The organism is Nitrosomonas cryotolerans ATCC 49181 (assembly GCF_900143275.1).
Taxonomy (GTDB): domain Bacteria; phylum Pseudomonadota; class Gammaproteobacteria; order Burkholderiales; family Nitrosomonadaceae; genus Nitrosomonas; species Nitrosomonas cryotolerans.
In genome coordinates this window covers 1,650,844-1,672,202 of record NZ_FSRO01000001.1, presented here as the reverse complement: position 1 = coordinate 1,672,202, position 21,359 = coordinate 1,650,844, and the positions used below count along the sequence as shown (strand labels likewise).

Genomic DNA, 21,359 nt, shown 5'->3' with positions numbered 1-21,359 from the left:
ATACGGTATTGTCAAGTCATTCTCTGATGCTAATTCAAGGAAGCATAGTTAATATTACGCATGATATTCAGTCGCGCCACCAGTGACTTAGTTTCCTTATGGAAGGCAGCCAGGTCTTTTTTTACAATGGGTGGGGCGCCAGGTAACACTATTTTAGAAGGATCGCGCTGCTCACCATCAACACGCAATTCATAATGCAAATGCGGGCCCGTCGCCATGCCAGTCGACCCAACATAACCAATAATATCGCCTTGGTTAACCCGTTTTCCTTTATTCAGGCCTCTTGCGAAAGCAGATAAATGACCGTATGCCGTATCGTATTTTCCTCTATGCTTCAGAATAATAAGCTTTCCGTATCCCGCCTGCGTTCCCGCAAAGGTAACGGTTCCACTTGCGGTGGCTTTCACCGGTGTACCGGCTGGTGCCGCGTAATCAATACCTTTGTGAGCTCGCCATTTTTTAAGTATTGGATGAAAACGGGCTTTTGTAAACCCGGAACTGATGCGAGAGAATGTTAATGGCGAGCGTAAAAATTCTTTCCGCAGGCTTTTACCCTCCGGTGTGTAATATCCTCCTTCCCCGCTAGAATTCTGAAAATACACTGCCTGATAGGATTTTCCCTTATTGACAAACTCAACAGCTAGGACCCGTCCTGTTTTAGCGTGCTCTCCATTATCGTAGAGCGTTTCATACACGACAGTAAAACGATCACCCTTATGTAAATCACGATGAAAATCAATATCAGAAGAAAAAATTTCTGTGATTTGCATAGCAACATTGTTGGGAACACCTGCACGATCTGTTGTTGCAAATAAAGAACTATTAACTACACCTGATCGCATCCGAATACGTGCATCAAGCTCTATCTGCTGCTCAGTCATCTGGAAAGCGCTATCGACTTTTTCCATCAAGAAAAGTTCTTCATTCCCGAAGAAATAGCGTAACATTAGTAACTCACCATCCGCAGTCGTCTGCGCATAGATGATTTTACCCGATCGTAATTGACGCATCGCCTTACTATCTCTGGCTGCACGCAGAAAATCAATGGTATCCTCTTTATTTATTTCGAGTCGGGCCAGTATTGCCGCAATAGTATCACCCCGTCGAATACTTTCTTGACGCCAGAAGGTTAAATTTGATTCGGTCTCTGAGAAAACATCTGGAATGGATAAATCAAGTACAACATCTTCTACTTGAATTTTTTTTAGGGAAGTACTGGGTGCAATACCAAATGCGGTAACGATACCAAACAATGACAAACTGATCATAGCGATCATGACGAATAACCAATGCCATCTTTTTCTTGTCAATGCTAATGATTTTTGAGCTAAAATCCTATTTTTATTGCGTAATGGCATATATAGCATATCAAGTATGAACCTTCAGTCATTCTCTCTGAATAAATACAAGTTTAACATGAAAATAAATAGATCATGCAGCAAGGTTCGCTTGACAAATCGATAAAACTACTTTCCAAGAAAACTCTAATAACAACTTGAATTTATTGTGAACAAATCAATCATAGAACAGTTAGAAATTATAAAACGAGGCAGCCATGAACTATTAGTAGAAAAAGAGCTGGAAATTATGCTTAATAAGCACTATCCATTGCGAATCAAGGCTGGATTTGATCCCACTGCACCGGATTTACATCTGGGTCATGCTGTTTTACTCAACAAACTACGTCAATTACAGGATATGGGCCATCATATTCTATTTCTAATTGGTGATTTCACAGGAATGATAGGGGATCCCAGTGGCAAGAATGCTACCCGACCGCCGCTTACACGTGAACAAGTTTCTGAGAATGCGCAATCCTACACAGCTCAAGTATTTAAGATTTTAAGGCCAGACCAAACCGAAGTTGTTTTCAACTCCACCTGGATGAATCAGTTAAACGCTGCTGATCTCATTAAACTAGCAGCGACTCATACTGTTGCCCGCATGCTGGAACGGGATGATTTTGACAAGCGCTATCGTAGCAATCAGCCGATTGCAATTCATGAGTTTCTGTATCCGTTAATTCAAGGATATGATTCTGTGGCACTTAAAGCAGATATCGAAATTGGCGGTACTGATCAGAAATTCAATCTTCTCATGGGAAGAGAATTACAAAAACATTTTACTCAGACACCCCAATGCATTCTCACCATGCCTCTCCTCGAAGGATTAGATGGTTTCAATAAAATGTCCAAATCGTTGAATAACTATGTTGGTATCACTGAAGCACCTCAGGAGATATTTGGCAAATTAATGTCTATTTCCGATCAGTTGATGTGGCGTTATATTGAGTTACTATCATTTGAATCACTGAACACGATTCAGCAATGGCAACAAGAAGTATCGGAAGGTCGTAATCCGCGAGATATCAAAGTATTATTTGCTCAGGAAATTGTTACCCGCTTCCATAGCGCACAAGATGCGCAAACAGCGCTCACTGATTTTGAAGCACGCTTCAAACGTGGCGTACTTCCAGATGATATGCCAGAGAAAACAATACAAACTGAAGCAGACGAACTACCTTTACCTCAACTATTAAAACAAACCGGACTGACTACCAGCACCAGCGAAGCACTGCGTATGATTGAGCAAGGTGGTGTAAGACTGAATGGAGAAAAGGTTGTTGACAGACACATTAAGATCGTGCGGGGTAGCACAGTAGTGCTGCAAGTCGGCAAGCGAAAATTTGCCAAGGTAATCATTAATTAATTACAAGCATTCTCTGAATGGAATATTAAAATAATGCTATCCGTTATCAGGGAATAATCCGTTTGTTTTTTAAATTTTTTTTTAATGATATGCTCTCGCATATCAATTATTCGATGAAACAATTAGTGTATTAATTACAACTACTGTATACTCATCGATTCAGTAGAATAGCATCTGGCTATTTTACTTTTGGTTTCATCGTTCCTGACCTCTCTTCGATTTTCAACTGATCTCGGAAATTGTACAGTACCTTTGGTTAGCGGCGATGCTTTTTATATGCGCCAGCTAGCAGTACTTTGCCCACCATTTCCAGGCGGTTATTCCCTGCTTGCGCGTGCATTCTTTTATTTTTCAGGAAAATAACGTGTCTTTTGAAAATCTGAACTTGCACCCTTCTATCATTAAAGCTATTAATGAAGCAGGTTATACAACACCCACACCTATCCAGGAACAGGCCATTCCGGAATTATTAGCGGGCTATGATGTCATGGCATCAGCGCAAACCGGGACCGGTAAGACAGCCGCATTCATGCTACCTGCATTACATCATTTGGCTGTTCCTTCCAAGGTACGCAGTCGTGGTCCGCGCATAGTCGTACTGACACCCACGCGCGAGCTTGCACTACAAGTATCTGAAGCAGCTACAAAATATGGCAAACATCTATCCCGCATTAAAGTCGTCAGCATATTGGGCGGAATGCCTTATCCGCTGCAAAATAGATTATTGTCACAGCCGGTTGATATCCTGGTTGCAACACCTGGGCGCCTGATTGATCACATCCAGCGGGGGCGGATCGATTTCTCACGATTAGAAATGCTCGTTCTGGACGAAGCAGATCGAATGCTCGATATGGGTTTTATTGATGATGTGGAAAGAATTGCATCAGCCACACCGGCTACCCGACAAACCTTGTTATTCTCTGCTACATTTGATGGCGCAATAGATAAGGTCGCAGCACGCCTGTTAAAATCGCCCAAGCGCATCCAGGTAGCTTCACAGCAAGCGCGACTGGATAATATTGAACAACGACTTCACTATGTAGATGATCTTTTACACAAGAACAAATTACTAGATCACGTACTACGGGACGAAACACTAAAACAGGCGATTGTTTTTACTGCCACAAAGCGTGATGCCAGTACACTGGCGGATAACCTGTCAGCACAGGGATACGAGGCAGCTGCGTTACATGGCGACATGAATCAACGTGAACGCACCCGTACACTGACTAAGCTTCGTCGCGGCGGATTACGTATATTGGTTGCAACAGATGTAGCAGCAAGAGGCATTGATGTGGCTGACATTACTCACGTAATCAATTTTGATTTACCAAAATTTGCTGAAGATTACGTGCATCGCATTGGCCGGACAGGCCGTGCCGGAGCATCGGGTACTGCGGTATCATTTGCTTCCAGCAAAGATGGCGGCAATCTGAAAAAAATTGAGCACTACACAGGTCAGTCAATTGCGTCCCATGTTATACCCGGCCTGGAGCCACGATTCAAGCCACGTTCCAGAACCGGTGGATTCAGAGGAACACCCAATGTTACGCATAAACGTAAACGCTCCCCGTTAAGCGGGAGCGATAAGCGTATTTTCAATACTGCCACCAATAGTATTAACGGTAACCGAAGCAATGGAAACCAGGATAACAACCGGGATCGCTCATTTTCTAATGACAACCGGGGTAACTCATATAAAAATAGCCGTAGTTCCGGTACGGCTCACTACGCCAGACCAAAATAATCTCATCATTTAAGCGCTATTGACATCCTCCCCTTCCTAAACGAAGGGGATTCCTAGCGACTTATTAAGCCGTTAAGAGTAGGTTTGTATTGCTACTGCCTACTGGTTCCTGCTTCTTAGACGAAACTAACGTTTCAACTCCACAGGCTAACAAGCGATGTCCTCGCTCAAGTACATTCAAGGCACCTACCAAGTCGGCATTGGCTTTAAATCCACATTCTGTACATTCAAAAGCACTTTGGCTTTTGCGATTGTCACGACTAACATGTTGACATCTAGGGCAGGTTTGAGAGGTGTATTGAGGGTTTACCTTCAATACATCCCCGCCTGAACAAGCCTGTTTATACTCCAAAAACGAAACGAACATTCCCCATCCTTGGTCAAGAATGGATTTGTTTAGACCCGATTTCGCTTTGACGTTTTTACCATGCTTTTCAACACTGCCCTTGGCACCCTTAGACATGTTTCCTATCTTTAAATTCTCAACTACGACCATTGCGTGATTTTTGCTGATTTCGGTTGAGGTTTTGTGTAAGAAGTCTAAACGAGCATTGGCAATACGCTCATGCAGTCGGGTAATGATTTGTTTCTGCTTTTTCCAGTTAGCAGAGAAACGGACTTTTTTAGACAGCTTACGCTGTTCAAAAGCCAGTTTCTTTGATAACTTTCTGAAACTGTTTAAAGGTTCTACGTATGGGCCGTCTGACAAGGTTGCAAAGCGGGTAACGCCCATATCAACACCAATCATACTGGTTGAGCTATGACGCTTTAGCTCGGTCTCGTACTCAGTCTGAATCGACACGTACCAATAACCGCCTTTACGGGAAATCGTCATATTTTTAACGTCACCAATGACTTGGCGTGAATTACGATATTTCACCCAACCGATTTTAGGCAAGAACACTTTGCTAGACTCTTGCTCCAGCTTAAATCCTTGTGGATAACGAAAGCTGTCACTCAAACCTTTTTTCTTGAATTTTGGAATCCGTTTTAAAGGCTGTTTTTTATCAAAACCGTCTTTGAACACTTTTTCTAAGTTTTTTAAGGCTTGTTGCAACGGTTGAGAATGAACGGTTTTTAGAAATCCATAATCTTCTGAGGATTTCCATAGCTTTAGCCAAAATGACAACTCGTTGTACCAAAGCAATGGCTGTTTCTGCTCTAATCTGAACAGATTCATTGCTAAGGCTTTATTCCAAACAAACCGATTAGCACCCGCAAACTCAACCATCTTCTGTACTTGGTCAGAATTTGGATTGAGTCGAGATTTAAAGGCTTTGCGTATAATCTGCTTCATGGTTATAATTATACAAAAAAGAATTGGTCTATGAAAGTTAATAACGATGTAAGAACAGGAAGATATTGCGTTTTTAATCTTCATGTTCATTTGATCTTTGTAACAAAATACCGTAGAGATGTTTTCTCCGGAAGGGTATTAATTGATTTGGAAGAAATATTTAAAAACGTGTGTTTGGATTTTGAAGCAGAATTGGTGGAATTTAACGGTGAGCATGATCATATTCACCTTTTAGTTAACTATCCACCAAAAATTGCTATTTCTAACTTGGTAAATAGTTTGAAAGGCGTTTCAAGCCGACTTATTCGCAAAAAGAATTATCCCGAAATTAAAAATAAGCTTTGGGGTAATATGCTTTGGAGTCCAAGCTATTTTGCGGGTAGTTGTGGTGGAGCACCACTCTCGATTATTAAGCAATATATTGAACAACAGCAAAGACCGCATTAAACAGGCTTCGCCTGTGCGCTTATATCTCCGCCCTGAAGGACGAAGTTTTACGCGCTATTTGATAAAATATCTGGGTTAGAAAGTCCTGATAATTTTTCTGGCAAAGGCTCACGTTTCCGTAACATACGTAATATCCAGCAGATAGCCAGTGCCGCAAGCAAATGCTTGAGTGTGTGACCGCTTATGATCTGTGTCAGATCATAAATTTCCTGATCCATTATTTCGGCCAGTTTGGCTATCGCATATAGGATGAGCGCTACATATATATCTGCTCCTCTACGATATCGAGAGGAAAAAAACAGGCTCAGTAAGACAATCAGCAGTAACGAGTAGAATTGCACCACAATATAAAAATTCAAATTCCCGGCACCCATCTGTTCACTCCAGTACCAATACAACACACTCCCAACTCCAAGCAAGATGAACAAAGGCATGAGCCGCGGGCCTAATTTCAGACTGACACGCTCGCTGAATGTCGCAGCAAGCAGTGCCATCAAGGCGATTGCTATCGGTAACCGATCCCACAATAAGCGATCATTATCTGGTGCCCAGTGATAATATGCCGAACCAAAACAGGCCATCACAACGCTTAGAAAAAAAATGAGATAGGGCCAATGTTCTGATCGTGTGATGAATACACTATGTGCAGGTGATTGTAGTGATCCTCCAATAAATATCACTCCTGCCACACCACTGAGTAAAAATGCTAAATTAGAAACAACGTTGAAGAAATTTTGAACACCCCAATAAGTATGCTGATCAGCAAATTGATGGTATGCCATGGATTGCGGAATCGGTGAAACAATTGACGCAACCAGCACTATGCCAATCGAGAAAACACCCATTATCCAGAGTCGTTTATGCAATTTAACCTCCTGTTATTACTCCTTGAATTGACTGCTCCCCTCCGTAGACGAAGGGGATTCCCAATTCAACGAATCCAACCCGGACGCACCTAAATGCAAACAGGACTTATAGATTCTCCAAGGACTGGCACCGCCAATCCAGCGGCCAAAACATTACGCGCGGCGTTGATATCTCGATCATGGATTGATCCGCATTCCGGACAAGTCCATTCGCGCGCATTCAAAGGCATCTTGTTTACGGTATGCCCACATCCCAAGCAGCGTTTGCTGCTTGGGTACCATCGCTCAATACCCACAATCTCGCCCGTAGAAAGAATAGCGAAGTGCGTTAATCCTAAGCCAATGCCGACTTTTCCGCTAACCTTTGGCTTTAACGCAACAGAGTCGTCGCAAAGCATGGAAACCCGGTATCGACCCGTTAAGTCTTTAGAGATCATTGCGGTTGTTAGTTTTGCTGCCTTAGGAAGGGTGCACGACCATCTGATATTCAGCGGATCTTTCATTTTTTCCAGCTTCAGAGACTTGCCGTCCCACTTGAAAGCGCTGGACGTGTATTCAGCCGAATGCCTCCCATACTTGCGCTTGAATGACGGGTATTTGGCTCGTTTGGCAAAGAAATTGCCGAATGCCGTTTGCAGATGGCGGAGCGATTGCTGCACAGGCACACTGGGAGCCTTGTTCAGCCATTCAAATTCAGGCTCTTTTTTTAACTTCGTCAACAAAGAGGAGGTAGCATGACACCCGATTCTTTTTTTCTCGGTATACCCAGCATCAGAGCGAACGAGCAACATGCGATTATAGACAAATCCAGCGCACCCGAATGTTTGGGCCAGCATAGTTGCTTGCTCAAAAGTTGGGTAAAATCTGAATTTGTATGCGCGCTTAATTTCCATTCACACACCTTAACAAAAATAGGTGAAAACACAGACTTTAGCATCAGCAAAACTGACTCCCTATCTATCCCCGGCCTTAAGGCCGAAGTTTCCCGTGAGTTAAGATGATGACTATAAATCTCTGAAAACTAAATCAGCCGTTCTACTCTGATTTTATATCACTGCAATTTTACGAAGCTTTCAAAATATATCCGCTATGATCATTACTCAATACTACTGTCGCCTACTCAAATGGATTACCCCCTATTGGAAAACGCTATCAATAGCAATCCTTTTTTTGGCAATCATGGCGCTAACGCTATCGATGCTACCGGCATTCATCAAGCAGATACTTAACAGCATTTTTGTTAATAAGGACCCGGAGTCAATCCAATTCGTCGCATTAGCCATCATTATGCTATTCATAATATATGGCACAGCGAGCTATATTAGTATTCATGCGATCAATGCGGCGAGCAATAAACTGGGAATAGATTTACGCATAGCCATGTTTCACAAACTGCTAAACATGCCCGTGCAATATCACGACAATTTAACTCGTTGCAATCTTGCCACTAGATTCATTGTTGATATAGACCAAATCACCCATACCATTTCCAACGTCATCATCATACTAGTGAAAGATTCTCTCACCCTCATCGGATTGACTGCCTGGATGTTTTATCTTAACTGGGAGCTCTCATTACTAGGACTATTGATAGCACCAATAATTGTGTTGTCCATACAGCTATTCGACAGGCTCATCCACAAAACAAATCAACAGGCACGTCAAATATCTGAGGCGTTAACTCAAGGACTCTTAAATACAATAGATAATTATAAAACAATCAAGCTTTATGGTGGCCTGTGGCGCGAAAAGCAACACTTCAGGCGTCAGGCTGAGCAGGTGTATCAGGCAACAATGCATCAAGTTGTCATCAAGGCACTTGGCATATCTTTAGGACAAGCAATTCTTATCCTCATCCTGACCGCAATCGTTTATTTGATGACCCAGCAGGCTTATTACAATAAAATCATTATGGAAGATGTCGGATCTTTCATTGTAGCGATATTAATATTTATTTTACCGGTACAACGCATTTCAAGTATCTATCAGCACTTGCAACAAGGGCAGCGGGCTATTGAAAATCTATTTTCATTCTTAACGTATGAATCTAAGCCAGATACAGGAACAATGGTCATAGAAGCGGCACAAGGAGAGTTAACTTTTGAACGGGTTAGCTTTAGCTTTCATTCACAAGCAGAATCTGTTCTCGACAATCTTAGTTTTGTTATAAAGCCAGGTGAAGTTGTTGCATTTATAGTGCCTAATTGTAGCGATAAAACCATTTTCATGGATTTAATCCTACGCTTCCTCTGCCCAACAGGTGGCAGGATATTACTGGATGGACATGACGTGGCGAACCTGAAGCTGACTAACCTGCACGCTAATATCGCCATGATTTCACAAAATCAGGGATTACTCGACAAAACGATTGCTGCTAACATTGCATATGGAACAATGCGGTGTGCTAGTGAGGCTAAAATAACAGCAGCCTCTCAGGCCTCTCATGCAATGGATTTTATTCGAGAAATGCCACAAGGCTTACAAACTCATGTTGGAGAAGGCGAAATAGAACTTACTGAACAACAGTGTCAATATCTTGCCATAGCGCGTGTATTCCTAAAAAATCCACCTATCCTTATTCTGGAAGATGTACCCATGACGATAAATTCTGAGTCTCAGCACCTGCAAGCCACATTAGAATCCTTAATGCAGGGGCGCACTACACTGATTATCACGCAACAACACTGCTTATCAGAAAAAATAGATCGTATTTTCGTCTTAGAAAATGGAAAAATTACTGAAACCAGAAAATGGAATAAATTATTTACCAAACAAGGAAATTGTATCAAATTCTTTCAGTCCCTTTTCAAAGCAAACAGAGATGGGCAATCGTCAAAAAATACCCACAAATGAACAAACCTATGTTCAGAAACCTGAGATACAGTAACCAATCCTGAATCAAATGACAAAAATCACATCGGAGCCTTCTATAGCAGATAATACGCGCATAATATTTCGCATCAACTCTGTATCGATAACAAAATAACCGACCTGAATATTCATTACCTTTCTAACTACACATGCCTGTTGCAAGCAACAATATAATACCCATCCGTCCGCTACCAACCTGTTAAACTTTAAGCTTAATGATCTGTTTTCCCATTCAATCAATATAATCCTTAATCATAACTGCCAAATCAGAATCAATAATAGCGAGATAGGCTAGAAAAATGATATTCAAACGCGAGAAACAAGCAAAGTTTCCTACAATACAAACTAACATATATGCAGCACTTATCTGACACTAATACCTTAAATGCTGCGGCACTTGATAATTTAAGGCAATTTACCGTGGAAACGGGAGAAACCTTGCTTAGCAAAGCAATCTCATTATTTCTAAGTACAGCGCCTAAAGAAATAAAGATGTTACAACATGCTTTAGATCAAAAAGATATCACTACATTAATTAAGATCGCGCATGGCTTTAAATCAGCCTGTAAGAGCCTCGGTGCAGAAACATTGGCAGACTACGCAACTTCATTGGAAAAAATTGCCAGACAAGGTCACACGCTGGGTATCGATGCGTTATTGCAGGCGATAAAACTTAACTTACCCGATATTCTATTATCGTTACGCCAAGAGCTTAGCAAAGTTCCCGCTACAGTGGCTAATAAGTTCGCTACACACGTATACCCCGCTAGCCATAATAAACGTATTTTATTAATCAATGGTAATACCATCTATCGCGTTATCACGAATGAGGTATTAACAGCTTCAGCATTTATTGTCGATGAGGCCAAGAATGGTTTAGAAGCGCTGAAAAAGATTAAACAACAAAAACCAGATTTAATCTTACTGGATGCCATAATGGATGAATTCAATGATTTCAGTACCTGCCAGCTATTACGAGCAGATTCCAGTCTCGCAAACATACCGATTATTATGTCAACAGGTTTAGATAATATCGATTCTATTAATCGCGCTTATGATTGCGGGGCAACTGATTTTATCGTTAATCCACTTAACTACCCTATTTTAATCCATCGCTTGGCATTTATATTGAGAGCCAATCGGAACGCTATCGAGCTCGAAAATAAGCGACACCAACTTTCAGCCGCCCAGCGTATCGCGCGCTTAGGCTACTGGATTTGGGACGTAGAACACAATCACTTCCAAATGTCAGAACAATTGGCAGATTTCTGTGACATTAATCTACAAATATTCGAGACAACTCTGGAAGGATTTATACGTCTGATCACACCAGAGGATCGTCAGATCGTTAAAAGAATGATCATGGCAGCACCTTATAGTGATACTACTCAACACATTGAATATCGATTACAAGTCTCTCAAAACAAAATTATCTTTGTACACCAGGAAATAACCAAGATAATCGATAATGGTCAAAATATCATTACGGGTACAGTCCAGGATATTACACAGCGCAAGATAAATGAAAATAAAATTCATCGCCTTGCCTATTTTGACCATCTAACCGGACTTGCCGGCAGAACTTATTATCAAGAACATATCACAATCGCTATCAGGACAGCCAATAATAATAATCGTAACGAAAAATTTGCTCTCCTGTTTCTCGATCTGGATGATTTTAAAGATATCAATGACAGCTTAGGCCATAACGTCGGAGATCAGTTCCTAAAAGCCGTAGCTAAACGTTTACAGGAAGTAACCAATTATGCTAGTTTTACAGCACGCCTAGGCGGCGATGAGTTTTGTATTCTTTTAACCGATATCAGTAATGATGAATCAATTACAAATATCGCGCACCGTTGTTTGCAACAAATAAATGAACCACTGTTTCTTAGTCATCAACGAATCAAACCCCGCATCAGTATTGGTATCGCAATTTTCCCACGCGATGGAAACAATGAAACGGAATTAATGAAAGCAGCGGAAATCGCAATGTATGCAGCCAAACAGGCCGGAAAACAATGTTATGTTTTCTATTCACAAGATATGGCCACTCAAGACGCCTCTCGCTTGGAAAAAGAACAAATACTGCGCGAAGCCTGTGAAAAAAAACAATTTATCCTTCATTTTCAACCGCAGATATCCATGCACACGGGTCGGGTCACTAGTGTTGAAGCATTAGTCCGATGGCAACACTCAGAAAAAGCTATTGTCTACCCGGGTGAATTTATCTCTCACATTGAGAAATTGGGTTTGATCGTCGATTTTGGCAACTGGGTACTGCAAACTGTATGCGAACAAATCGCGCAATGGCGCGCATCTGGATTACCCTATCTTCAAGTAGCTGTCAATATTTCACCATTACATTTTCAGGATGCTTCATTACCTGGCACGGTTCGGGATTTACTGATGAAAACTAACATTCCCGCTCAATATCTAGAATTAGAGGTTACCGAAAGTGCGATGCAAACAAAAGGACATGTCGAAATATTCAATCAGTTGAGACAGCTTGGCGTGAAAATTGCTATCGATGATTTCGGAACCGGGTATTCTTGCCTCGCTTCATTAAAAAAATTGCCGCTAGACTGTATTAAAATCGACAAAACATTTATTGATGATGTATTAACAAGCTCCCATACTGCGTTACTTGTGGGCGCGATCATTAGTTTGGCCAACGCACTTAACTATAAACTAGTTGCAGAAGGTGTCGAAACTAGAGATCAGGCATTGGCCATGCGCGAATTGGGTTGTCAAATCATACAGGGTTATTTCTTTTGTCATCCTGTCCCCAGTGATCAGATTAGCGCATTATTAGACGTTGATTTCACTCATCAATTAGACAAAGATATTTAAAACATTGCCTCAGTAACGGCCTGTTACAAAATTCATATCCCTTGACATCCTCCCCTTCCTAAACGAAGGGGATTCCTAGCGACTTATTAAGCCGTTAAGAGTAGGTTTGTATTGCTACTGCCTACTGGTTCCTGCTTCTTAGACGAAACTAACGTTTCAACTCCACAGGCTAACAAGCGATGTCCTCGCTCAAGTACATTCAAGACACCTACCAAGTCGGCATTGGCTTTAAATCCACATTCTGTACATTCAAAAGCACTTTGGCTTTTGCGATTGTCACGACTAACATGTTGACATCTAGGGCAGGTTTGAGAGGTGTATTGAGGGTTTACCTTCAATACATCCCCGCCTGAACAAGCCTGTTTATACTCCAAGAACGAAACGAACATTCCCCATCCTTGGTCAAGAATGGATTTGTTTAGACCCGATTTCGCTTTGACGTTTTTACCATGCTTTTCAACACTGCCCTTGGCACTCTTAGACATGTTTCCTATCTTTAAATTCTCAACTACGACCATTGCGTGATTTTTGCTGATTTCGGTTGAGGTTTTGTGTAAGAAGTCTAAACGAGCATTGGCAATACGCTCATGCAGTCGGGTAATGATTTGTTTCTGCTTTTTCCAGTTAGCAGAGAAACGGACTTTTTTAGACAGCTTACGCTGTTCAAAAGCCAGTTTCTTTGATAACTCTTTCTGAAACTGTTTAAAGGTTCTACGTATGAGCCGTCTGACAAGGTTGCAAAGCGGGTAACGCCCATATCAACACCAATCATACTGGTTGAGCTATGACGCTTTAGCTCGGTCTCGTACTCAGTCTGAATCGACACGTACCAATAACCGCCTTTACGGGAAATCGTCATATTTTTAACGTCACCAGTGACTTGGCGTGAATTACGATATTTCACCCAACCGATTTTAGGCAAGAACACTTTGCTAGACTCTTGCTCCAGCTTAAATCCTTGTGGATAACGAAAGCTGTCACTCAAACCTTTTTTCTTGAATTTTGGAATCCGTTTTAAAGGCTGTTTTTTATCAAAACCGTCTTTGAACGCTTTTTCTAAGTTTTTTAAGGCTTGTTGCAACGGTTGAGAATGAACGGTTTTTAGAAATCCATAATCTTCTGAGGATTTCCATAGCTTTAGCCAAAATGACAACTCGTTGTACCAAAGCAATGGCTGTTTCTGCTCTAATCTGAACAGATTCATTGCTAAGGCTTTATTCCAAACAAACCGATTAGCACCCGCAAACTCAACCATCTTCTGTACTTGGTCAGAATTTGGATTGAGTCGAGATTTAAAGGCTTTGCGTATAATCTGCTTCATGGTTATAATTATACAAAAAGGAATTTGTCTATGCAAGTTAATAACGATGTAAGAACAGGAAGAAATTAGGTTTTTAATATTCATGTTCATTTGGTCTTTGTAACAAAATACCGTAGAGATGTTTTCTCCGGAAGGGTATTAATTGATTTGGAAGAAATATTTAAAAACGTGTGTTTGGATTTTGAAGCAGAATTGGTGGAATTTAACGGTGAGCATGATCATATTCACCTTTTAGTTAACTATCCACCAAAAATTGCTATTTCTAACTTGGTAAATAGTTTGAAAGGCGTTTCAAGCCGACTTATTCGCAAAAAGAATTATCCCGAAATTAAAAATAAGCTTTGGGGTAATATGCTTTGGAGTCCAAGCTATTTTGCGGGTAGTTGTGGTGGAGCACCACTCTCGATTATTAAGCAATATATTGAACAACAGCAAAGACCGCATTAAACAGGCTTCGCCTGTGCGCTTATATCTCCGCCCTGAAGGACGAAGTTTTACGCGCTATTTGATAAAGAATGCAATGCAACCCTGTTTAACTTATGCATGACTCTATGATCAAGCGTCCATCTCCTTATATGAATACTCAGGAACCCAGGTTGGTAATTCACATCTAACTTCCGCATCACTTAACACCGGATGTTGATCAAACCATGTGATCAGTTCGGTGAGCCATTGTTCATCAATCTGGCTTGCTTGAGCAATGCGCAATTTAGCATGATGAGTAGGTAGCGTACTTTCATTGGCTGCCAGCAATTCTTCATGCAATTTTTCACCAGGGCGTAATCCACTGTAGACGATACGGATATCCTCCTCTCCCAAACCAGATAGACGGATTAAATCACCAGCAAGGTCAACAATTCTGACAGGGTCTCCCATATCCAATACGAAAATCTCCCCCCCGCCTTTATCACCGCCCATTAAACCAGCCTGCAACACTAATTGGGCCGCCTCTGGAATGGACATGAAATAACGCGTCATTTTAGGGTGCGTCACCGTAATCGGGCCGCCCCTGGCAATTTGCTCACGAAACTTCGGAATGACGCTACCGGCACTCCCCAGCACATTGCCAAAACGTACCATCACAAAGCAAGTTTTATATGTTTTTCCGTTCTGATCGTTTTTTTTAGCGCTGGAAACATATTGCTGCAAGGCCTGGCAAACCATTTCCGCCAGGCGTTTACTCGCACCCATAATACTAATAGGATTCACAGCCTTATCAGTTGAAATCAACACAAATTTCTCTACATCGAAGTCGATTGCAGTACGGGCGAGAATATAAGTCCCCATTACATTATTTGACAATGCCTGCCAGGCATTGTCATTTTCCATCAACGGCACATGCTTATAGGCTGCTGCATGAAATACTACTGCAGGGTGAAATTGCTCAAATAGCTGCACAAGTCGCGCACGGTCTTTTATATTACCAATGACAAACGACATATTGATTTCAGGAAAATTGGATTGAAACTCCTCCTGAATACTATAAAGTGCAAATTCATTCAGTTCAAGCAGCACCAGGCGACCCGGTTTAAACGCAACAATCTGCCGGCATAGTTCTGATCCAATCGAGCCACCTGCCCCGGTAATCAAGATTGTCTTTCCGGTTAATAAGCCGTGCAATCCCTCATTATCCAGCACTACTGGGGCTCTTCCCAGCAAATCATCCAGTTCGATATCACGAATCTGCGATATCGTCGTCTTACCACTAATCAAATCTACATAAGAGGGAACGGTCATTGCCCTGATACCGATATTTGAACACATCTCCAATGCGTGTCGATGAATACGACGAGAAGCTGAAGGCATTGCAATAATGACGTGACCGACATTCAATTTCTGTACCCAGTGAGGCAAATCATCTATCACACCCAGTACACGAATGCCATGTAATCGTGTTCCCAGCTTTCTTGGATCATCATCTAACATACCCACAACATGCCAGTCACGACTACGAGCCAGGTCTTTTACAAGACTCACGGCAGTGCTACCTGTTCCGAGTATTAATACTAGCTTACCTTCATAATTTTCCAGGCTATACAGGCGGCGTTCTTTCCATGCGCGATACATGAGACGAGTCCCGCCCATTAAAAGCAGCAAAAGCATCGGAGCCAAGAAAATCACTGAACGAGGCACACCATCCAAGAATCCAAGCACGAGTAATACCAACGATACAATAAGCGTACCCAGTATCACCGACAGGAAAATACGCTTCAGATCGGGTAGGCTCGCATAGCGCCACAAGCCCCGATAGAGTCCAAACCACAAAAAGGTACCTGCCTGGATTGGCACGACCCAAGGCAAAATCTCCAGTAATGGTGCCAAATAAAAAGAAGGAATCTTGAAATTGAAACAAAATAAATATGCAAACCACCAAGCCGCAATAACTGCGGTAAAATCATGAACGAACGCAATGAATGTACGTATACCAAATTTACTTGCGAACATTCTATTCCTTGCTGGAATAATGTCTCTGATAACGATCAGAAACGAGCATGAGTGTTAAATAAATACCACTCCAAATTACGCTGATCCAATACTGCACAGAGGAATCTTGATACGCCGCCCACATGGCACTAGCACCAACAGCCAACATCAGAATATAACTAAGCAATGCGGTGTTACGATGCCCCAAGCCACTGCGCAGCACACGTTGATAGTAATGTTCACAGTGCGCCTGCCAGATTTTTTTACCTCGCAAACCCCGCTTTATAAGCGTCACTGTGGAATCCATAATAAATGGCGAAAATATCAATAATGGTAGCCATAATGACCACAAGCCATCAATCCATCCCAATATACCCAATACTGCTGCCAGAAATCCCAGAGGAATCGCACCGACATCTCCCATAAAAATACGTGCGGGATAAAAGTTATATAATAAAAAAGCCATAGCAGCAGCAGCGATAGAAAAATTAATCATAGCAAATTCGTTGTGGCCAGAAAATAACGCGAACAAGCCATAATAGCCGAACCCGATCACTGTCATGCCACCTGCTAATCCATCTGAACCATCCATAAAGTTATACAGGTTAGACATCCAGACAATTACAATTGAGGTCAAAAACACGGCTACCCAGCCATACATATCCAGTAACAGCATAGTAGAAAATCCAGCAGCAGCAAGACTATGTATTAATAGCCGACACCAAATTGGCAAACTCCAAATGTCATCAATCAGTGATATCACTAATAGCAGGCTAATGCCTACCCATACAGATACCGGCAACACGGCTGAAAACAGTATCCAGGCAGTCAATACTCCGCACATCAGGCCAATACCGCCGATACGTGGCACAGGCACGGCATGAAGAGAACGGGAATTGGGATAATCTAATACCCGTAAAGCTTTCCCTTTTATTAACCACAAAATAGAAAAAAATGCGACCACGAATGATAACAGCGGTGCTGAAACTACTGACAAGGAAAACTCCAATACCATAGTGACTGGATTATCCTGTAAAAATTAGTTAGTGAGTAAACGATACGTACTATATTGATATACAGAACGCAATCGACAGAAATACAATGAACAATTACCCTATCATACCGCTTGGCTTGTCCAGTCTACAAAAATATCGAATAATTCCACTGTATCCCATCGCATTCTTATTAGAAGAATTTCACGCATCCTTGTTTCAGAATTCCATGAATCTACCAGATCCGGAAACCTGACGGGTCATATAAATGAGCACATGGAGCAGACTGATATGAAATCGCTTTGATTTTCTCATCGTAGCGTATTCCAAGAAGCACATCAGTCTGTTTTCGCCTTCTCCATCTTATTCACTACAATCGTTAAAATACACTGAGCACCTGACCAGCCTATTAATACGATTCATGAATTATACTGATGCCATCCTCTCTCTTTTAAGATACAGAAGATGGCAGGAATTCGACCAGAATGGCCAGATTATTCCGAAAACTTGGATGGCATCGGATTAGCGGCATAACTATGATGTGCTGCAGATTCTGCTGCACCATGTTCAAGCTTCATGCCCATATCAGAAAATACGGTTTCAAGCGCATTCAAACACAACACAATATTTTCAATTTTACTCGAGTAGCCCATCAAACCAAAACGCCAGATTTTCCCGGCAAAATCACCCAACCCTGCACCAATTTCCAGGTTATATTCATCAAGCAGTCTGCGTCGAACCTCTTTTTCATCGACGCCTTCAGGTACATATACTGCATTAAGTTGCGGTAGCCGGTATCGCTCATCGACCACATACTTCATACCAAAAGTTTCCAGTCCTGCTTTCAAAGCCTTGTAATTACGATCATGACGTGCCCAGGAGTGCTCCAACCCTTCTTCGTACAACATAAACAGTGACTCATGCAAGGCATAGAGCGCATTTGTAGGTGCTGTATGATGATAAGTACGGGTTGTACCCCAGTAACCCAACAACAAGTTTAAATCCATGAACCAGCTATGCACCTTTTCCTTGCGATTTTTGACTAATTCGATTACACGTTCGGAAAAACTGACAGGAGACAAGCCAGGAGGGCAAGACAAGCATTTCTGGCTGCCCGAATAAATCGCATCAATACCCCACTCATCTACTTTCAAAGGCGAGCCACCAAGCGAAGTAACCGTATCCACTATATTAAGGCAACCGTGGCGATGAGCCAATTCACATAGCGTCTTTGCATCCGATAACACACCCGTCGATGTTTCAGCGTGAACAAAAGCTAAGATTTTTGCATCCGGATTCTGCTTTAGCGCATCCTCTACTTTTTGTGGATCGACTGGCTCACCCCATTTATCATCCACGACGACCGCTACACCACCATGTCGTTCCACATTCTCAATCATACGCGATCCAAACACACCATTACGGCATACGATAACCTTATCACCTGGAACAATCATATTGACGAAGCACATTTCCATCCCAACAGAACCGGGCCCGGAAACAGGAAAAGTCATCAGATTCTTAGTCTGAAACGCATAACGCAACAGGCTCTTTAGTTCCTCCATCATGGCGGTAAATACCGGATCCAGGTGGCCCAACGTTGGCCTGGCCATAGCTGACAATACACGCGAATGTGTATCGGATGGCCCAGGACCCATCAAAACACGTTGCGGTGGATAAAATGTAGTAATTTTTTGAGTGGGACGAAAATCTTCGATAGTCATGAACAATCCTAAATTAATGTAAACTGATTTTGTTATAGAGTCTCTGATGAATTATGAGCCGGATAGATGATGGGATAAGATCCTCCAGATCAAGACACACATCACTGACAATAGCTATTCTATCATCAAGATCTAAACGATAAGATGGAGGATGCTAAGCACTAGGCTATGAGCTCATAAATAAACCAGTCATTCTTTATGTAAGAAATAGTGATTTTATCAAGTGATCGCAAAGTTTACTATAAACAAAACCACGCTCCATTGATAGAAAGCTCAAAAACATGCATAAAGAAGCAAAAGATATGGCATCCATCCACTCTTAGCGATACTAATCGCTTATATTCAATTCGACAGATAACAAATTATTCTGTTTCAGGATATCCCGAAGCAACAGACAGCGAATTCGACCGGTGAATGCAACGCATTAAATCGATTTACTACTATCGGGTGTCTTGACATCCTCCCCTTCCTAAACGAAGGGGATTCCTAGCGACTTATTAAGCCGTTAAGAGTAGGTTTGTATTGCTACTGCCACTGGTTCCTGCTTCTTAGACGAAACTAACGTTTCAACTCCACAGGCTAACAAGCGATGCCCTCGCTCAAGTACATTCAAGGCACCTACCAAGTCGGCATTGGCTTTAAATCCACATTCTGTACATTCAAAAGCACTTTGGCTTTTGCGATTGTCACGACTAACATGTTGACATCCAGGGCAGGTTTGAGAGGTGTATTGAGGGTTTACCTTCAATACATCCCCGCCTGAACAAGCCTGTTTATACTCCAAAAACGAAACGAACATTCCCCATCCTTGGTCAAGAATGGATTTGTTTAGACCCGATTTCGCTTTGACGTTTTTACCATGCTTTTCAACACTGCCCTTGGCACTCTTAGACATGTTTCCTATCTTTAAATTCTCAACTACGACCATTGCGTGATTTTTGCTGATTTCGGTTGAGGTTTTGTGTAAGAAGTCTAAACGAGCATTGGCAATACGCTCATGCAGTCGGGTAATGATTTGTTTCTGCTTTTTCCAGTTAGCAGAGAAACGGACTTTTTTAGACAGCTTACGCTGTTCAAAAGCCAGTTTCTTTGATAACTTTCTGAAACTGTTTAAAGGTTCTACGTATGAGCCGTCTGACAAGGTTGCAAAGCGGGTAACGCCCATATCAACACCAATCATACTGGTTGAGCTATGACGCTTTAGCTCGGTCTCGTACTCAGTCTGAATCGACACGTACCAATAACCGCCTTTACGGGAAATCGTCATATTTTTAACGTCACCAATGACTTGGCGTGAATTACGATATTTCACCCAACCGATTTTAGGCAAGAACACTTTGCTAGACTCTTGCTCCAGCTTAAATCCTTGTGGATAACGAAAGCTGTCACTCAAACCTTTTTTCTTGAATTTTGGAATCCGTTTTAAAGGCTGTTTTTTATCAAAACCGTCTTTGAACGCTTTTTCTAAGTTTTTTAAGGCTTGTTGCAACGGTTGAGAATGAACGGTTTTTAGAAATCCATAATCTTCTGAGGATTTCCATAGCTTTAGCCAAAATGACAACTCGTTGTACCAAAGCAATGGCTGTTTCTGCTCTAATCTGAACAGATTCATTGCTAAGGCTTTATTCCAAACAAACCGATTAGCACCTGCAAACTCAACCATCTTCTGTACTTGGTCAGAATTTGGATTGAGTCGTGATTTAAAGGCTTTGCGTATAATCTGCTTCATGGTTATAATTATACAAAAATAAATTGGTCTATGCAAGTTAATAACGATGTAATAACAGGAAGAAATTGCGTTTTTAATCTTCATGTTCATTTGGTCTTTGTAACAAAATACCGTAGAGATGTTTTCTCCGGAAGGGTATTAATTGATTTGGAAGAAATATTTAAAAACGTGTGTTTGGATTTTGAAGCAGAATTGGTGGAATTTAACGGTGAGCATGATCATATTCACCTTTTAGTTAACTATCCACCAAAAATTGCTATTTCTAACTTGGTAAATAGTTTGAAAGGCATTTCAAGCCGACTTATTCGCAAAAAGAATTATCCCGAAGAGACCTTTGCAAAACTCAGTTTTTAAAATAAAGTCCACAAGTACGGTCGTT

General features: G+C 41.6%; 16 protein-coding genes and 1 pseudogene. 7 read left to right on the top strand and 10 right to left on the bottom strand.

Features of this window, described 5'->3' with window-relative positions; all coding sequences use genetic code 11:
• Positions 1-29: 29 nt before the first annotated feature.
• Entirely contained in the window at positions 30-1,277 is a 1,248-nt protein-coding gene (locus BUQ89_RS07470) for a M23 family metallopeptidase (protein WP_342742976.1), read from the bottom strand.
• A gap of 229 nt (positions 1,278-1,506) precedes the next feature.
• Here BUQ89_RS07470 and tyrS point away from each other — a divergent pair, with 229 nt between their 5' ends.
• On the top strand, positions 1,507-2,709 hold the full coding sequence (gene tyrS, locus BUQ89_RS07465) for a tyrosine--tRNA ligase (protein WP_028462154.1): 1,203 nt from the start codon (positions 1,507-1,509) through the stop codon (positions 2,707-2,709).
• Between the two features lie 364 nt (positions 2,710-3,073).
• Positions 3,074-4,456 carry a DEAD/DEAH box helicase gene (locus BUQ89_RS07460; RefSeq protein WP_028462153.1) on the top strand — a complete coding sequence of 461 codons (1,383 nt, stop codon included), beginning with the start codon at positions 3,074-3,076 and terminating at the stop codon, positions 4,454-4,456.
• 64 nt (positions 4,457-4,520) lie between these two features.
• Here BUQ89_RS07460 and BUQ89_RS07455 read toward each other — a convergent pair whose 3' ends face one another.
• On the bottom strand, positions 4,521-5,753 hold the full coding sequence (locus tag BUQ89_RS07455) for an RNA-guided endonuclease InsQ/TnpB family protein (RefSeq protein WP_074202555.1): 1,233 nt from the start codon (positions 5,751-5,753) through the stop codon (positions 4,521-4,523).
• A gap of 30 nt (positions 5,754-5,783) precedes the next feature.
• On the opposite strand from BUQ89_RS07455, the gene tnpA (BUQ89_RS07450) reads away from it, so the two are divergent.
• Positions 5,784-6,200, top strand: coding sequence for an IS200/IS605 family transposase (tnpA, locus tag BUQ89_RS07450; RefSeq protein ID WP_074202554.1), 417 nt, complete (start codon positions 5,784-5,786; stop codon positions 6,198-6,200).
• A gap of 47 nt (positions 6,201-6,247) precedes the next feature.
• On the opposite strand, the gene BUQ89_RS07445 is transcribed toward tnpA (BUQ89_RS07450), so the two are convergent.
• Together BUQ89_RS07445 and BUQ89_RS07440 are read right to left on the bottom strand one after the other, a co-directional pair.
• On the bottom strand, positions 6,248-7,066 hold the full coding sequence (locus BUQ89_RS07445; RefSeq protein WP_245812936.1) for an alkaline phytoceramidase: 819 nt from the start codon (positions 7,064-7,066) through the stop codon (positions 6,248-6,250).
• An 89-nt stretch (positions 7,067-7,155) separates the two neighbouring features.
• Positions 7,156-7,959 carry an RNA-guided endonuclease InsQ/TnpB family protein gene (locus BUQ89_RS07440; protein ID WP_028462478.1) on the bottom strand — a complete coding sequence of 268 codons (804 nt, stop codon included), beginning with the start codon at positions 7,957-7,959 and terminating at the stop codon, positions 7,156-7,158.
• 196 nt (positions 7,960-8,155) lie between these two features.
• Here BUQ89_RS07440 and BUQ89_RS07435 point away from each other — a divergent pair, with 196 nt between their 5' ends.
• Positions 8,156-9,919 carry an ABC transporter transmembrane domain-containing protein gene (locus BUQ89_RS07435; RefSeq protein ID WP_083399577.1) on the top strand — a complete coding sequence of 588 codons (1,764 nt, stop codon included), beginning with the start codon at positions 8,156-8,158 and terminating at the stop codon, positions 9,917-9,919.
• A gap of 372 nt (positions 9,920-10,291) precedes the next feature.
• Positions 10,292-12,790, top strand: coding sequence for an EAL domain-containing protein (locus BUQ89_RS07430; protein ID WP_051537766.1), 2,499 nt, complete (start codon positions 10,292-10,294; stop codon positions 12,788-12,790).
• A gap of 86 nt (positions 12,791-12,876) precedes the next feature.
• Here BUQ89_RS07430 and BUQ89_RS14380 read toward each other — a convergent pair whose 3' ends face one another.
• Positions 12,877-13,443: an RNA-guided endonuclease InsQ/TnpB family protein gene (locus BUQ89_RS14380; protein ID WP_281250621.1), complete on the bottom strand. Its 567-nt coding sequence runs from the start codon at positions 13,441-13,443 to the stop codon at positions 12,877-12,879.
• On the bottom strand, positions 13,353-14,111 hold the full coding sequence (locus BUQ89_RS14375) for an RNA-guided endonuclease InsQ/TnpB family protein (protein ID WP_218612777.1): 759 nt from the start codon (positions 14,109-14,111) through the stop codon (positions 13,353-13,355). Before BUQ89_RS14375 ends, BUQ89_RS14380 begins: the two co-directional genes overlap by 91 nt.
• Before the next feature lie 78 nt (positions 14,112-14,189).
• Here BUQ89_RS14375 and tnpA (BUQ89_RS07420) point away from each other — a divergent pair, with 78 nt between their 5' ends.
• Complete coding sequence (gene tnpA, locus BUQ89_RS07420; protein WP_245813039.1) at positions 14,190-14,558, top strand: IS200/IS605 family transposase; 369 nt, start codon at positions 14,190-14,192, stop codon at positions 14,556-14,558.
• 108 nt (positions 14,559-14,666) lie between these two features.
• Here the strand turns inward: tnpA (BUQ89_RS07420) and BUQ89_RS07415 are convergent, their stop codons facing one another.
• From BUQ89_RS07415 to BUQ89_RS07400, 4 genes are all read right to left on the bottom strand, one after another.
• On the bottom strand, positions 14,667-16,556 hold the full coding sequence (locus BUQ89_RS07415) for a polysaccharide biosynthesis protein (protein WP_028462504.1): 1,890 nt from the start codon (positions 16,554-16,556) through the stop codon (positions 14,667-14,669).
• A gap of 1 nt (position 16,557) precedes the next feature.
• Positions 16,558-17,532 carry an MraY family glycosyltransferase gene (locus tag BUQ89_RS07410; protein WP_245812935.1) on the bottom strand — a complete coding sequence of 325 codons (975 nt, stop codon included), beginning with the start codon at positions 17,530-17,532 and terminating at the stop codon, positions 16,558-16,560.
• Between the two features lie 489 nt (positions 17,533-18,021).
• Complete coding sequence (locus BUQ89_RS07405; RefSeq protein WP_028462506.1) at positions 18,022-19,251, bottom strand: pyridoxal-phosphate-dependent aminotransferase family protein; 1,230 nt, start codon at positions 19,249-19,251, stop codon at positions 18,022-18,024.
• A 505-nt stretch (positions 19,252-19,756) separates the two neighbouring features.
• A complete protein-coding gene (locus BUQ89_RS07400; protein ID WP_074202553.1) occupies positions 19,757-20,980 on the bottom strand; it encodes an RNA-guided endonuclease InsQ/TnpB family protein in 1,224 nt (407 codons plus the stop codon).
• Between the two features lie 30 nt (positions 20,981-21,010).
• On the opposite strand from BUQ89_RS07400, the pseudogene tnpA (BUQ89_RS07395) reads away from it, so the two are divergent.
• Positions 21,011-21,295, top strand: a pseudogene (gene tnpA / locus BUQ89_RS07395) (IS200/IS605 family transposase); the annotation flags it as partial.
• Positions 21,296-21,359: the final 64 nt, after the last annotated feature.